Annotated in this window: 14 protein-coding genes and 1 riboswitch; of the genes, 5 read left to right on the plus strand and 9 right to left on the minus strand. The window is 65.9% G+C overall.

Features of this window, described 5'->3' with window-relative positions; all coding sequences use genetic code 11:
* Window positions 1-48: 48 nt before the first annotated feature.
* Window positions 49-561: a hypothetical protein gene (locus G0P99_RS20595; RefSeq protein ID WP_164132364.1), complete on the minus strand. Its 513-nt coding sequence runs from the start codon at window positions 559-561 to the stop codon at window positions 49-51.
* 283 nt (window positions 562-844) lie between these two features.
* Window positions 845-1948, minus strand: coding sequence for a GTP cyclohydrolase FolE2 (folE2, locus tag G0P99_RS20600; protein ID WP_164132365.1), 1104 nt, complete (start codon window positions 1946-1948; stop codon window positions 845-847).
* Between the two features lie 218 nt (window positions 1949-2166).
* Between folE2 and G0P99_RS20605 the strand changes: the two genes are divergently transcribed.
* Window positions 2167-2952 (plus strand): 2OG-Fe(II) oxygenase, encoded by a 786-nt coding sequence (locus G0P99_RS20605; RefSeq protein ID WP_164132366.1) that lies wholly within the window; start codon window positions 2167-2169, stop codon window positions 2950-2952.
* 85 nt (window positions 2953-3037) lie between these two features.
* On the opposite strand, the gene metZ is transcribed toward G0P99_RS20605, so the two are convergent.
* Window positions 3038-4228 (minus strand): O-succinylhomoserine sulfhydrylase, encoded by a 1191-nt coding sequence (metZ, locus tag G0P99_RS20610; protein WP_164132490.1) that lies wholly within the window; start codon window positions 4226-4228, stop codon window positions 3038-3040.
* A 67-nt stretch (window positions 4229-4295) separates the two neighbouring features.
* Window positions 4296-4373, minus strand: a riboswitch (SAM riboswitch).
* 144 nt (window positions 4374-4517) lie between these two features.
* Between metZ and G0P99_RS20615 the strand changes: the two genes are divergently transcribed.
* On the plus strand, window positions 4518-5447 hold the full coding sequence (locus G0P99_RS20615; RefSeq protein WP_203583189.1) for an alpha/beta hydrolase: 930 nt from the start codon (window positions 4518-4520) through the stop codon (window positions 5445-5447).
* 28 nt (window positions 5448-5475) lie between these two features.
* Window positions 5476-6174, plus strand: coding sequence for a glutathione S-transferase N-terminal domain-containing protein (locus G0P99_RS20620; RefSeq protein WP_164132368.1), 699 nt, complete (start codon window positions 5476-5478; stop codon window positions 6172-6174).
* 97 nt (window positions 6175-6271) lie between these two features.
* Here the strand turns inward: G0P99_RS20620 and G0P99_RS20625 are convergent, their stop codons facing one another.
* From G0P99_RS20625 to G0P99_RS20640, 4 genes are all read right to left on the minus strand, one after another.
* Window positions 6272-6946 carry a DUF2726 domain-containing protein gene (locus tag G0P99_RS20625; protein ID WP_164132369.1) on the minus strand — a complete coding sequence of 225 codons (675 nt, stop codon included), beginning with the start codon at window positions 6944-6946 and terminating at the stop codon, window positions 6272-6274.
* A gap of 138 nt (window positions 6947-7084) precedes the next feature.
* Window positions 7085-8968 (minus strand): adenylate/guanylate cyclase domain-containing protein, encoded by a 1884-nt coding sequence (locus G0P99_RS20630; RefSeq protein ID WP_164132370.1) that lies wholly within the window; start codon window positions 8966-8968, stop codon window positions 7085-7087.
* 157 nt (window positions 8969-9125) lie between these two features.
* Window positions 9126-9656, minus strand: coding sequence for a peptidoglycan-binding protein (locus tag G0P99_RS20635; RefSeq protein WP_164132371.1), 531 nt, complete (start codon window positions 9654-9656; stop codon window positions 9126-9128).
* Between the two features lie 33 nt (window positions 9657-9689).
* On the minus strand, window positions 9690-10139 hold the full coding sequence (locus G0P99_RS20640) for an OB-fold nucleic acid binding domain-containing protein (protein WP_164132372.1): 450 nt from the start codon (window positions 10137-10139) through the stop codon (window positions 9690-9692).
* A gap of 143 nt (window positions 10140-10282) precedes the next feature.
* Between G0P99_RS20640 and G0P99_RS20645 the strand changes: the two genes are divergently transcribed.
* Window positions 10283-10606, plus strand: coding sequence for a 2Fe-2S iron-sulfur cluster-binding protein (locus G0P99_RS20645; protein WP_164132373.1), 324 nt, complete (start codon window positions 10283-10285; stop codon window positions 10604-10606).
* Window positions 10606-11538, plus strand: a complete 933-nt coding sequence (locus G0P99_RS20650) for a VCBS repeat-containing protein (RefSeq protein ID WP_239059890.1) — start codon at window positions 10606-10608, stop codon at window positions 11536-11538. The genes G0P99_RS20645 and G0P99_RS20650 overlap by 1 nt, the downstream gene beginning before the upstream one ends.
* A gap of 11 nt (window positions 11539-11549) precedes the next feature.
* Here G0P99_RS20650 and G0P99_RS20655 read toward each other — a convergent pair whose 3' ends face one another.
* Together G0P99_RS20655 and purD are read right to left on the minus strand one after the other, a co-directional pair.
* Window positions 11550-12164, minus strand: a complete 615-nt coding sequence (locus G0P99_RS20655; protein WP_164132374.1) for a LuxR C-terminal-related transcriptional regulator — start codon at window positions 12162-12164, stop codon at window positions 11550-11552.
* Between the two features lie 165 nt (window positions 12165-12329).
* Window positions 12330-13592 carry a phosphoribosylamine--glycine ligase gene (purD, locus tag G0P99_RS20660; RefSeq protein WP_164132375.1) on the minus strand — a complete coding sequence of 421 codons (1263 nt, stop codon included), beginning with the start codon at window positions 13590-13592 and terminating at the stop codon, window positions 12330-12332.
* Window positions 13593-13610: the final 18 nt, after the last annotated feature.

A 13610-nucleotide genomic window follows, 5' to 3' on the forward strand; every position in this document is an offset into this window, starting at 1 on the left:
CGCAGGGTTGGCGCGCCCCACGGTCGGAGTCAAGCGGGCGCGGCCCTGTCACCCGTCGGTTTTCACTGTTGCCTTGGGCATCGGAGCCGGGGCCGAGGGCGCCTTGCGGCGCCGCGACGGCGCGGGCACCGGTTTTGCCTCAGCCTTGGCAGGCTGGCTGACCACGGTCTCCGGGGCTTCCGGCGCGGATGCCTTGACCTCGGCGACAACCGGCGCCGCCGCTTCGTCGGTCGTGACGATGGCTTCAACCGTGGGCGCGGGGGCCTTCGGTGCCGATTCCACGGTCGCAACGGCCGTCTCTTCAACCTTGGGCGCAACGGGCGCCTTGGGCAGGGCCGCCACCATGGCCGGACGGCTCTCTGCCCGCACAGCGGTAAAGGCCCGCGTCACCTCCGAGGGCAACGACGCAGCCGCCTGTATCGCCCGAACCTGCGCCATCGGCGCGTTGATGGCCGAGCACGCGAAGATCTGGGCCACACGCAACTGGCTGCTGACAGCATAGCCAAAGGCGCGGATCGCGGCAGCCTGGGCATGCAACGGGGAGAGGATCGAAAGCATCATGATATCACTCCGGTAGACACGGGGGGAAAAGCGGTGAACGAAAACATACTGCGGCACAGGCGACGCCCCTGCCCGGGTGGTTCAGAGATGGTAGGCCCTGTGCCAAACTGACGGTCCCTTTCAGCCCGGACCACGGACAAAGCCGCCGGATGCCGAATCTTCGCTCAGACCCAATATAGGACGGTTCTGTTTGCAAGTGCAGAGAAATGCCGCGATGCGGCAAAAACACGCCACAACCGGCCCGTTTACCGGGTCAAGCTGCCTGCGAATTGAGCCGTCCGGCTCAGCCGACGTGGAACAGGGTGGTGAACAGGCGCGGGTCCAGGCTGGCCGAGGCAAAGGTCGGCCCTTCGGTCAGCACCGACACCGCATCATGGCTGTGCAGGCTCTCCTGATGGCTCGCGATCACCCGGAAATCGCCGATATGGTGATCGGCCAACAGTTCGGCGCAAAACAGCCGCGCCGCATCCTCGACAAAGATCGGGTTGGCCGCGTTCAGCTCGGCAAAGGCCTGTTCGTCCTCGCGCTTGACCATGACCTGGGTCTCGGTCGGCACCGCCCGACGGCAAAGCGCGATCAGATCTTCGAACCACAGGCAGTCCGCGTTGCAATCGACCACCACCGAAATCCGCGCCACCGAGCGCTGCGAATGCGGCGTGGCCAGCTGGCCACGCGCCGACCGCGCATGTTCGCTCAATTCCAGCGAACAGGGGCAGGTCGAGGAATAGACATAGTCGAGATGCATGATCTTCAGCCGCTCGCCGTCCTTTTCGACCAGCTCCAGCGCGATGTCGTAATACTGGTACCCCTCCAGCCCCGAGCGCAGGCTGCGCACCTTGTCGGGATAGGAGAACCGCATCTGGATGCGCGCGTCGAACGTGTCGAGATCGGTCATGTAATCGTCCAGCGCCGCTTCCATCACCTCAAAGCTGAAGGTGCGCTCGGCATGTTTGTAGAACGACCGCATGATGCGGGACATGTTGATGCCCTTCTTCTCGGCATCCAGGCTCACCGTGCCGGTCACCGAGGTTTCCAGCGTCAGGTCGTCGCCGCTCTTGCGGTGAAACCGGATCGGCAGGCGAAAATTCGAGATGCCCACATGCTGGATCTGCTGCTTTGCCCCCCGGATCAGGCTGGCGGGCCCGTTTTGCAGATCGGGCAGCGTGTCGCGATAGGCCTCGTCTGCCACGAAATCCGCCGGATAACGGCGTGACAGGTCGGGATAGTTCGACGGCACGGACCCCGGCAGCAACCGGGCCACCGCCGGATCAAGCAGGCTGATCTCGGCCGCGCTCGCCTTGGCCGCCCAGCGCCGCAGCACATCCAGCGCCGCCTCGGCCTCGTCCCGGTCCGGGTTGGTATTCACATCGCGAGGGTGAATGTTCATGCCGTGCTTCCTCGATTGATCGCGGACCTATATATGATGCCGCTCAGGGTTCCAATCCACCCTGTTACGCGCAACATAGCAGGGTGGATCTGATTTTCCCCCCGAAATCCACCGCGTTGGCGTCCGAAACCGGCGTCGGGCGTAGCCGCCTCTGTAATATCCCTTGGCCCGAACCGAAACTATCTGCACTCTTGGGCTAACACCGCAGGAGGTCGCCAATGCACGACAGTCTTGATCTCGACCGCTATCCGCTGGATCGCCCCGGCAGCGCCGAATGGCAGGCGCTGGTCAACCGCTGCCGGGACGATCTGGCGCGGACCGGCATGTTCAACCTCGAAGGGCTGATGCGGGCCGAAACGGCAGCTTCCGAGACCGCCGCCCTGCTGCCGCGGTTCGCCAGCGATGCCTTCCTGCACGAGCGGATGCACAACATCTATTTCAAACCGGTCGCCGACCTGCCGCCGGATCACCCCGCGTTGCGCCGGTTCCACACCTCCAACCGCACGCTCTGCGCCGATCAGCTTGGCGGTTCGGCCCTGTTGCGCCTCTATGACTGGCCCGAATTCGCCCGTTTCCTGGCCGCGACCATGGATAAGCCCGTGCTCTACCCGATGGACGATCCGCTCGCGCGGGTGAACGTGATGTCTTATCAACAGGGCCAGGCGCTGAACTGGCATTTCGACCGGTCCGAGTTCACCACGACGCTCCTGTTGCAGGCGCCCGAGGCCGGCGGCGGCTTTGAATACCGCACCGACCTGCGCAGCGATGCCAATCCCAATTACGACGGCGTCGCCCGCCTGCTGGCCGGAGACGACCCCGACGCCCGCACCATCACGCTCAGCCCCGGCACCCTGAACGTGTTCCGGGGCCGCAACACCGCCCACCGCGTCACGCCCGTCGAGGGCGCCCGCGCCCGGGTCATCGCCGTGTTTTCCTATTTCGAACAGCCCGGCGTAACCTTTACCGAGGCCGAGCGGACGGGCTTCTACGGGCGGGCAGGCTAAAGCGGCCCGCCTTTCATCTTTTCAACACTACCCCCGGGGGAGGCGCCCAAAAGGCGGCGGGGGCAGCGCCCCCACTCCCCCGGCATCAGCCCTGAGATACCGCCAGCGCCTGCCGCAGATCCGCCAGCAGATCGCCCGCATCTTCCAGCCCGACCGAGAACCGGATCAGCCCCGGCGTGATCCCCAGCGCCGCGCGCTGCTCCTCGCTCAACCGCTGGTGCGTCGTGGTCGCCGGATGGGTGGCGATGGATTTCGCATCGCCCAGATTGTTCGAGATCACCGGAATCGTCAGCGCGTTCAGAAACCGGAATGCCGCCGGTTTGCCGCCCTTGATATCCAGCGACAGAACGGTTCCCCCCTTGCCACCCAGCTGCGTCTGCACCAGCGCGTTCTGCGCATGGCTCTTCAGCCCGGGATAAAGCGTGCGCGCCAGCGCCGGATGCCCTTCCAGCGCCTCGGCCAGCTTCTGCGCGGTCTCGGCCTGCGCATTGACACGCAACGCCATGGTCTCGATGCCCTTGAGCATGATCCAGGCGTTGAACGGGCTGAGCGCCCCGCCGGTATGTTTCAGATAGGGCTCCACCGTGCCCCGGATAAACTCGCGGCTGCCGATGATCACCCCGCCCAGCGCGCGACCCTGCCCGTCGATATGCTTGGTCGCGGAATAGACCACCACATCTGCGCCCTGTTCGATGGCGCGCGAGAAGACCGGTGTCGAGAACACGTTGTCCACCACCACCTTGGCGCCCACCGCATGCGCGATCTCAGCCACGGCGGTAATGTCGATCACCTCCAGCGTCGGGTTCGACATGCTCTCGAAGAACACCGCCTTGGTGCCGGGCCGCACCGCCGCCCGCCATTGCTCCAGATCGGTGCCGTCGACGAATGTCACCTCCACCCCGTAGCGGGTCAGGATATTCTCAAGGATATAAAGGCACGAGCCAAACAGCGCCTTGGCCGACACGACATGGTCGCCCGCCTTCAGCATCGACACCAACGCGCCATTGACCGCCGCCATGCCCGAGGCGGTGGCAAAGGCATCCTCGCCCCCCTCCAGCGCCGCGATACGCTCCTCGAACATCGCCACCGTCGGGTTGCCATAGCGGGCATAGATGAACTCGTCCGGCCCGCATTCGATGAACCGCGCCTCGGCCTGTTCGGCGGTCTCGTAAACAAAACCCTGCGTCAGAAAGATCGCCTCGCTCACCTCGCCCCATTGGCTGCGGCGTGTGCCGCCATGGACCGCCTGCGTGCGCTTGCTCCAATCCGTACTCATATCCGTTCCTTTCGGCCCCGGAACCAGAAGGGCAAAGAAAAACCCCAATCGCGGGTCAAGCGAAAGGGGGTCTTTCATCCTGACCTTTTAGCGGTGATGTTTAGCGTGGCCCGCAATCCGGTAACAAATCGCCACGTGGTTCCTGGGCATGGCGTTTACGCCCGCCGCCCGGTTCCGTCAAGCCCCGCAACGGCACCGTCACACAGATGTAATCGCCGCTTCATCCGCGCTTCATAGGCTTTTGCCAAGGCAGAACCACAAGTCTTGGGCGGGGGTCGGGCCGATGCCGATGATCAGGATCAATCTGATGCAGACCGGGTTGCATCTGCACGACAGCCCCCGGCCCCTGGCCCCGGTGCTCCGGTCTGCAAGCCGGGTCGAAGGGCCGGTGATCGTGATGACGCACGGGTACCGGTACCAACCCGGCAACCCCAGGATCTGCCCGCACCGCCATATCCTGTCGCTCGACCCGGAACCGCAGCCGCATCCGGCACCCAGCTGGCCCGGCGGTCTGGGCTTCGCCCCGGCCGAGGACACCCCCGGTCTCGCCATTGCGCTGGGATGGGACGGGTCCGGCACGCTCTGGCAGGCGCGCCGCCGCGCGATTCTCGCCGGTCAGGCACTGGCCGGTCTGCTGGCCCGGCTACACCATCAGCGGCCCGACCGCCCGATCCATTTCATCGGACACTCCATGGGAGTCGAACTGGCGCTCGCCGCCCTGCCCCTGCTGCCCCCCGGCGCGCTGACACGGATCATCTCGATTTCCGGCGCGGTCTATGCGGGACAGGCGCAACAGGCCCTGCGCAGCCCCGCCGGTCAGGTGGCAGAGTTCATCAACGTGACCAGCCGCGAGAACGACCTCTTCGACTGGCTCTTCGAGCGCGCGATCGCGCCGCCCCACCGCCGCGACCGCGCCATCGGCGCCGGGCTCGACCTGCCCAACGCGGTGACCCTGCAACTCGACTGCGCCCATACGCTCACCCACCTGGCGCGGCTGGGCCTTACGGTCGCCGCCCCCCAAAGCCGGGTATGCCACCGTTCGGGCTACCTTCGGCCCGGCGCCCTGACCCTCTATCGCCACCTGCTGCGCCAGTCGCACTGGCTGACCCTCGATCTGCTGCGCCACGGCCTGCCACCGCACCCGGCACCGCGCTGGTCACGCATCTTTGCACCCGCAGGCGCCCGCCCGGGCTTGCCCTTTGCGCCGAATGCCTCATGATCCCCGGCGCAGACCGCGCGGAGGATCCATGACCCAGCCCATCGAACTCTACTACTGGCCCACGCCGAACGGCTGGAAGATCGCCATAGCGCTGGCCGAAATGGGCCTGCCCTACAATCTCCACCTGGTGAACATCGGCAAGGGCGACCAGTTCGACCCCGAGTTCCTGAAAATCGCCCCCAACAACCGCATGCCCGCCATCATCGACCCCGATGGACCGGACGGCGCGCCCATCTCGGTGTTCGAAAGCGGTGCCATCCTGATGTATCTCGCCCGCAAGACCGGGCGCTTCTATGGCCAGACCGAACGCGACCGGATCGCGGTCGAGGAATGGCTGATGTGGCAGATGGGCGGCGTCGGCCCGATGGCGGGCCAGGCGCATCACTTCCTGAAATACGCCCCCCAGCTCGATCCGCCCCAGGACCTGCCCTATGCCAAGGACCGCTATCGTGCCGAGGTGGCCCGCCTCTACGGCGTGCTCGACCGGCGTCTGGCGGCAAACGAATACGTGGCGGGCGATTTCTACTCCATCGCCGACATGGCGATCTGGCCTTGGGCCTCGCTGTGGAAAGGCCAGCAGCAAACCCTTGACGACAAGCCGCATTTCGCCCGCTGGCTCGACGCGGTCGGCGCCCGCCCCGCGGTACAAGAGGGTCGCGGCCTGATGATCGAGTTGCGCGCCGACCACCGCGACAAACAGGCCCAGGACCTGCTGTTCCGGCGCTGACGGACCCGCAAACCCGCCCCGCATCCTTCACTTTGCTGAAAATACTCCGGGGGTGAATTGGCCGCAGGCCAAGAGGGGGCGGCGCCCCCTGCCCCCCTCAGCGCATCCCGGCGCGCCTCCTGCCGCTGTCCTGCACCGGCAGCCCCAGCAGCGTCGACACCCGCGCCTCGATCTCCTCATCGGTCCAGGACGGCTGGATCTCCAAAAGTTCCACCCCGGCCCGCCGCAGCGCCTCGCGCTTGACCGCATCGCGCATGAAGGTCTTGTGGTGATAATGCCCGCTGCCCTGTACCTCCACCGCCACGGCAAGCATCCCAAAGGTGTCAACAATGGCGAAATCCAGCCGTTTCGAGTTGATCGAGGCAAAGGCATCCTGCCGGTCCCGCGCTGTCCCGGAACTGGAGACAGGTCGGATCAACTCGCCCATATTGGTCTGCGCCATAACCCGATGACCGCTGTTCGCCCCGTCGACGATCCGCTCCAGCAGCAGCAGCACCCGGTATTCGGTCCTGTTGAGCAGCCGGGTCTTTTCGAACCGGACCTTGGCAATTGCCGCCACCTGGTTTTCCGGTTCGGCCATCGACGGTTTTGCGACAGGCGGCGTTTCGACGGTCGGTCTTTCAACGGGGGGTTTGCTGCTGCCCGCCCTCGATGACGGGGCGAACCTGCCGCCAAACCGGCGCGTTCCACGCCAGCGTCCTCGCCTATGACGGCGCAGGGTCTCAACCAGCACGATGATCAGCACCGCCGCGATCAGAATCAAGGTGATCATGTGATCAGGCGAAACGCCCGTCTTTTCAACCAGTAAGTGTTTCATATCAAAAGAAGGACCAGCGTCTCGAATAGAACATCCCTTCACCAGACCAGGAATTTGCGGCATTTTTTCGGCGCCACTCCGCTCCCGGCAGACCTATTCCGGCAAACCGCCGTCTTTCATCGCGTCAAAGTAACGATCCTGATCCGCCGGGTTCAGGAACGGCGTGTTCCTGTGCGTCGAAATCCTGAAATCAGGCCGGATTTCCAACAGCTTGCGGGCCTCTTCCCGCGCCTCCTCCAGACGTCCCATTTCCGCAAGGGTCGCCACCAGGATTCGGCGCGGCGGCAGCGATTTTGGATAGGTCGATATCCCGGCCTTCGCCAGCAGGATCGCTTGGTCGTAGTCCCTGAGAAAGAAATGCGCCAGTGCTGCGTTAAAGTTGTACCAGCCGGGATATCGCGGATTGACCCGTTTTGCCTTGTTGTTCCACTCCAGCGCTTCTGCGGGCTCTCCCATCAGGAACCGCAGAAACCCCATGTCATACAGAACCTCCGGGTCATTCGGGTTGCCCTCTATCGCGCGCCGATAGGCAATGTAGGCCAGCTCGTGATCATGGTCGGCAAAAAGCTGAACCTGACCCAACCGATGCTGAACGCGGTAATCCGTCTGGTCCAGCTCCAAGGCCCGCGACAGGTGATCGCGCGCTTTGGCCAGGGCGGCGTCCGGGTCTTCGGCCCCGCCAAACCGCCACAGGCTCAGATACCGGCCCGACAGTTCCACATGCGCGGCCAGATACCCGGGGTCCAGGGCAACCGCCTGTTTCAGAAAATCGATCGCCTCCTGACGGCTTGCCGTGTTCAACAGCTTGCTTTTGGCGACCGCCCTCAGAAACAGGGCATAAGCCTCTGAATCCCGCGTCGGCCGCGTGCCAAGGGCGGCGATCTCCTCCTTCTCGATCTCGATCTCCAGGGTCGCGGCGATCTCTCTCACGAAATCCGCCTGCGCGTCGAACACATCCGCGATGGAAAACCGGTACTGGTCCGACCAGGCGGTATGCTCGGTTTCCGCCTCGACCAGTGCCGCCGTCACCGACAGCATATCGCCCCGTTTCAGGATGTTGCCGGACAGCACGTATCGCACACCCAGCGCGCGCGCGATGTCGCGCGGCCGTGTCGTGGTGTCCGCGAATGTGATCGCCGTCGATCCGGCGATCACGAAAAGCTGCGGAAACTTCGACAACTGGGTCGTGATCGCGGTGCCAAAGCCCTCGGCCAGATATCCGATCTCGGGATCGTCGGATGTGGTGGCAAACGGCAGGACAACGATCGACGGCCCGGACACCACCGGCTGCGCCATGTTGTCCGAACCGGCTATATCCGCCTCCGGGGCCCACAAGTGCCAGGACAGGACGGCGATCACCGCCAGAATCGCGCAACCGCCCACGATCAGCACCGGCCACCGCCAGGGCTTGGGGCGGCGGGCCGGGCGCGCGGGCCTGTCCGCCGCCAGCCGCTGCGCCCTTTCGTCCAGAACCACCTGAAAGACCGGAACCGGCCGGACGATGTTCTTGACCTGTATCTCTCCCAGATCCTTAAACCGCAGGTCCAGCTTGTCGCGCACCTGATCCCGGACGCTGCGGTGAATGCAGATGCCGCCGGGCTCGGCCAGCCCTTCGAGCCGCGCGGCGATGTTTACACCATCGCCATGAATGTCGTCCTCCTCGGCGATCACGTCGCCGATGTTGATGCCGATGCGAAAGGCGATGCGGTCCTCTTCCGGCACCCCGGCCATCTGTACGGGCATCGCCTGTTGCACCGTGACGGCAAAACGGACCGCTTCGACGGCGCTGCCGAACTCCATCAGCGCGCCATCCCCCATCAGCTTGATCGTCTTGCCGCCATATGCGGCGGCCGCAGGATCGACGACATGGGACCGTATGGCCTTCAACGCCGACAGCGTCTCCGCCTCGTGCCGCTCCATCAGGCGGGAATAGCCGACGACGTCGATGCTCAATATGGTGGTAAGCCTGCGTCCCAAGACCGTTCTCCCATAATAAGAGAGTAACGATCACCGCGTTCCAAATCTACAGCGCGAAGGCTGGCGGTCGCCCAGGCGCAGGTCCAATGCCGGGCGGACCCGCAGACCGCAAGCCCCCGGGGCTGGCCAGGTCTCGCGTCAGGCAAGAGTCGAGGCTCTAGCCTTCGACCTGCACCGCGACCAGCCCCAGCTTGCGCGCGGCGGCCAGCGACAGGATCCCGCTATCGAGCCCCTGCGGCTTTTGAAAGCGGCGGATGGCGGCGCGGGTGCGGTTGTCCATCTCGCCGGTGACCGCGCCGCGATACATCCCGCGCGCGGCCAGCGCCCGCTGCACCGAGGCCACGAATTCCGGCGTCATGTCCTGCTGGCAGGGGGTTTCGAACCAGGTCTCCTTGCGCTCGCGCACGATCTGCTGCCGGGTCTCGGTCTTGTAGATCGCCGGACGCAGCACGGTGCCATCGGTCTGCACCTCGGCCGGCTGCATCAGCACCTGATGGGTCACCGTCTCGATGATCGCGGGCGTCACATGCTTGCCCCAGCAGGTGCCGGGCGCCGCCCCCGGCGGCGCCACCTCGGTGAACCGGCTGACCTCGGGCTCGGCCAGCGCCTCGACATCCGGCAAGGCACCGGAACAGGCGGCCAGACCGGCAAGCGCTAGCGCACACACAACGGGAAACACTCGGATCATGCTCGGGCCTCTGAGGGGCGTTTTGCCGACACTCTAGCGCATTTCCCCCTCCGGCGCAAAGCCCGCCGGCCCCTCGGGCCGGACCAGAAGGTCGAGCAGGGCCGAGATATCTTCGATCTCTTCGGCGATCACATGGGTGACCGAATGCGCCCGCTGCATCCGCCCCGTCACCCGCAGCATCCGCCCCGCGATCACCGCCCGGCGGAACCGCTCGTAGATCTTGCGCCAGACGATCACGTTGACCACCCCGGTCTCGTCCTCGAGCGTGACAAAGATCACCCCCTTGGCGGTGCCCGGCCGCTGCCGCAGGATCACCAGCCCGGCCACCGCCACCCGCGCGCCCTCGGGCGGCAGACCCAGGTCGCAGGCGCGCAGACAGGCCGGCGGCCGCGGCCAGACGGGCCCCGAGCGACGCGGCGCGGATGCGGCCCGGCGGCCCGGCAGCGGATCTGATTGGGGAACTGATTGGGGATTCGTCAGCATCATCCTCACCCGGAAATGGGAACAAAGATAGAACATATGCGCAGAAAGTCCAGACGCGCCGCCCGAGGTCGCAAATGAGGCTGGCGCGCCCTAAATGGCTTGTCTAAGGAGTTTGCGGAACGTCACAGAGGAACACCCGAGCGATGGCAAAGATCACCTATATCGAGCACAACGGCACCGAGCATACCGTCGACGTGGCCAATGGCCTGACCGTGATGGAAGGCGCGCGCGACAACAACATTCCCGGCATCGAGGCCGATTGCGGCGGCGCCTGCGCCTGCTCGACCTGCCATGTCTATGTCCACCCCGACTGGGTCGAGAAGCTGCCCGCCAAGGACGACATGGAAGAGGACATGCTCGATTTCGCCTACGAGCCCGACCCGGCCCGCTCGCGCCTGACCTGCCAGTTGAAGGTCACCGACGCGCTCGACGGCCTTGTAGTGCAGATGCCCGAAAAGCAGATCTGATGCGCGGCGCGATGCCCGGACCGGTGGAACTACGGCTCCCCTCCGGCATCGCACGCCTGTTTGGCAAGGCGCCGCGCCCACCGTCGCGCCCGTGGCCCGCGCGGGCCACGGGCGCGGGGCTGGCGCTCAGCCTGTGGCTGGCCGGACAGGCGGCCACCGCCTGCGAGGCCCGCTATCCCGAACGCGGCCTGCAAGGTCGCGCGGCCGAGGTCGCCTTCTCCAACCGCACCGCCACTGGCCGGCACGAGACCTGGGCGCCCCGCGACGCGGGGCTGCACCTCTTTGCCGCCTATGCGGTGGAGACCGATGAATATGGCCATGGCGTGCTGGGCAGGCTGCGCGACGCCAAGGCGCTGACCATCCATGTCTCCCGCCCCGGTGACCCCCGCATCACCTGCCCGGCCGAGGTCACCCTGCCCCCCGGCCATGTCTTCGAGGATATCGCGCCGCATCTCGCCGATCTCGACGGCGACGGCCTGCCCGAGGTGATCGCGGTGCGCAGCACGGTGACCGATGGCGCCCGGCTCGAGGTCTATGACCGCCGCGCCCGCCTCTTGGCCGCGACACCCCCCATCGGCACCCGCAACCGCTGGCTGGCGGTGCTGGGTGCTGCCGATCTGGATGGCGACGGATACATGGAAATCGCCTATGTCGACCGCCCCCACCTGGCCAAGACCCTGCGCCTCTGGCGCTACCGCGACGGCAGGCTGACCGAGGTCACCGCCCTGCCCGGCCTCAGCAACCACCGCATCGGCGAGGAATTCATCAGCGGCGGCCTCCGCGACTGCGGCACGGGTCCCGAACTGGTGCTGGCCAGCGGCGACTGGCGGCAGGTTGTCAGCGTCCGCCAAGCAGGCGGCTGGCAGGTCCAACCGCTGGCGCCCTTCAGCGCAGATGCCATGGCCGCCGCGCTGGCCTGCCAGATCCCCTGACCGCCCGGCCCTTACGGCCCTGACTGCACGATATGCTGCCCCTCGATATCGCCCAGCGACTGGAACAGCGCAGCGGTATTGCTGACCCCGAATTTCTTGAGCAGCCGCGCCCGGTGCACCTCGACCGTGCGATAGCTCAGCTCCAGCTCGCGTGCGATCTCCTTGCTGGTCTTGCCCTCGCCGAGCAGAGAATAGACCTCGCGCTCACGCCGGGTCAGCGGCTGGTACCGGCGGATCTCCGACAGGTCGGCAAAGGTCCAGACGGCGCGACCAAGCGGATCTTCCGGGGTAAAGGTCTGGCCCCGCACCCGGCACCAGAACAGCTCGCCATCGCGCCGCCGCATCACCCGCTCGTCCCAATACAGGTTCCCCTCGCCCAGCTCCTTGTCGCCCCGGTGCAGGACATTCTGGAACTCCTCGTCCGAGGGGTAGAGAAACACGAAAAGCCGGTCCAGCAGCTCCGCGCGCCCATAACCGAACATCGAGCAGAACCTGTGGTTCACTTCGCGGATCACCCGCGCTTCGGTCACCACGATGCCGACAGGCACCCAGTCAAAGGCCAGCCCGCGCAGATCGCGCGTGGCATAGGCCTCGTCCAATACCTGCTTGTCTATCGGTCCCGGCATCTTTGCTCTCCTCGCCCGGAACCATACGTCGCAACCGCGGCAAATGAAAACCTTTCACCGCAGCCGAAACGCACAGGCGCAAAGCACAACCTGCTCCATCCTCTTGCCGGAAATATCCCGGGGGAGGCGCCCGGAACGGGCGGCGGGGGCAGAGCCCCCCTTACCTCAAAGCGCGCGCCAACCGATGTCGCGGCGATAGAACCCGCCGGGCCAGTCGATCGCCTCGACCATGGCATAGGCCCGCTCGCGCGCCTCGGCCAGGCTGTCGCCCCGCGCGGTCACATTCAGCACCCGGCCGCCGGAGGCCACAATCGCGCCCTCCCGCGCGGCGGTCCCGGCATGGAACACCATGTTGCGGCTGTCCTCGGGAAGCGCATCCAAACCCTTGATCTCACTGCCCTTCTCATAAGAACCCGGATAGCCATTGGCGGCCATCACCACGGTGATCGCATGATCGTCGGACCAGTTCACCTGCGCCTCGTCCAGCCGTCCTTCGGCGGCGGCATGCATCAGGTCCATCGCCTGCGCGCCCAGCCGCAGCATCAGCACCTGGCATTCCGGATCGCCAAAACGGACGTTGTACTCCACCAGGCGCGGCGCGCCGTCCTTGATCATCAGCCCGGCATACAGCACGCCCCGGAACGGCATGCCGCGCCGCGCCATCTCGGCCATGGTGGGGCGCACGATCTCGTCCATCGCGCGCGTCTCGACCTCGACGCTCAGCACCGGCGCCGGGGAATAGGCGCCCATGCCGCCGGTATTGGGGCCGGTATCGCCCTCGCCCACTCGCTTGTGGTCCTGCGCGGTCCCGATCGACAGCACCGTCTCGCCATCCACCAGCACGAAAAGCGAGGCTTCCTCGCCCTCCATGAACTCCTCGATCACCACCTCGGCCCCGGCACCGCCAAAAGCACCGCCCAGCATGTCGTCGATGGCCGCCAGCGCGGTCGCCTCGTCCATCGCCACGATCACGCCCTTACCGGCGGCCAGCCCATCGGCCTTGATCACGATGGGCGCGCCCTGCGCCCGGATATAGTCCTTGGCCGGTCCTGCCTCGGAAAACCGCGCATAGCCTGCCGTCGGCGCACCGGCAGCATCGCAGATCTCCTTGGTGAAACTCTTAGACGCCTCCAGCCGCGCCGCCGCCTCCGAGGGGCCAAAGACCAGCAACCCCGCCTCGCGCAGCCGGTCGGCCACGCCCGCGGCCAAAGGCGCCTCGGGGCCCACGATGACAAAGTCGATGGCATTCTCCTCGGCAAATGTCGCCACCAGCCCGCCATTCATGATGTCGAGATCGGCGCATTCCGCGATCTGCGCAATCCCCGCATTGCCCGGCGCCACGATCAGCTTGTCGCATTTGGGGTTCTGCATCACCGCCCAGGCCAGCGCATGTTCGCGCCCGCCGCTGCCGAGAATGAGGATGTTCATCGGGATCTCCACGCATTG

Source organism: Ruegeria sp. PrR005 (genome assembly GCF_010500245.1).
GTDB lineage: Bacteria > Pseudomonadota > Alphaproteobacteria > Rhodobacterales > Rhodobacteraceae > Ruegeria_B > Ruegeria_B marisflavi.

What these genes read in the sequence shown, in the direction of transcription:
- G0P99_RS20595 (WP_164132364.1), bottom strand. Translation starts at nt 561, where the DNA reads ATGATGCTTTCGATCCTCTCCCCGTTGCATGCCCAGGCTGCCGCGATC.
- folE2 (WP_164132365.1), bottom strand. Translation starts at nt 1,948, where the DNA reads ATGAACATTCACCCTCGCGATGTGAATACCAACCCGGACCGGGACGAG.
- G0P99_RS20605 (WP_164132366.1), top strand. Translation starts at nt 2,167, where the DNA reads ATGCACGACAGTCTTGATCTCGACCGCTATCCGCTGGATCGCCCCGGC.
- metZ (WP_164132490.1), bottom strand. Translation starts at nt 4,228, where the DNA reads ATGAGTACGGATTGGAGCAAGCGCACGCAGGCGGTCCATGGCGGCACA.
- G0P99_RS20615 (WP_203583189.1), top strand. Translation starts at nt 4,518, where the DNA reads ATGATCAGGATCAATCTGATGCAGACCGGGTTGCATCTGCACGACAGC.
- G0P99_RS20620 (WP_164132368.1), top strand. Translation starts at nt 5,476, where the DNA reads ATGACCCAGCCCATCGAACTCTACTACTGGCCCACGCCGAACGGCTGG.
- G0P99_RS20625 (WP_164132369.1), bottom strand. Translation starts at nt 6,946, where the DNA reads ATGATCACCTTGATTCTGATCGCGGCGGTGCTGATCATCGTGCTGGTT.
- G0P99_RS20635 (WP_164132371.1), bottom strand. Translation starts at nt 9,656, where the DNA reads ATGATCCGAGTGTTTCCCGTTGTGTGTGCGCTAGCGCTTGCCGGTCTG.
- G0P99_RS20640 (WP_164132372.1), bottom strand. Translation starts at nt 10,139, where the DNA reads ATGCTGACGAATCCCCAATCAGTTCCCCAATCAGATCCGCTGCCGGGC.
- G0P99_RS20645 (WP_164132373.1), top strand. Translation starts at nt 10,283, where the DNA reads ATGGCAAAGATCACCTATATCGAGCACAACGGCACCGAGCATACCGTC.
- G0P99_RS20650 (WP_239059890.1), top strand. Translation starts at nt 10,606, where the DNA reads ATGCGCGGCGCGATGCCCGGACCGGTGGAACTACGGCTCCCCTCCGGC.
- G0P99_RS20655 (WP_164132374.1), bottom strand. Translation starts at nt 12,164, where the DNA reads ATGCCGGGACCGATAGACAAGCAGGTATTGGACGAGGCCTATGCCACG.
- purD (WP_164132375.1), bottom strand. Translation starts at nt 13,592, where the DNA reads ATGAACATCCTCATTCTCGGCAGCGGCGGGCGCGAACATGCGCTGGCC.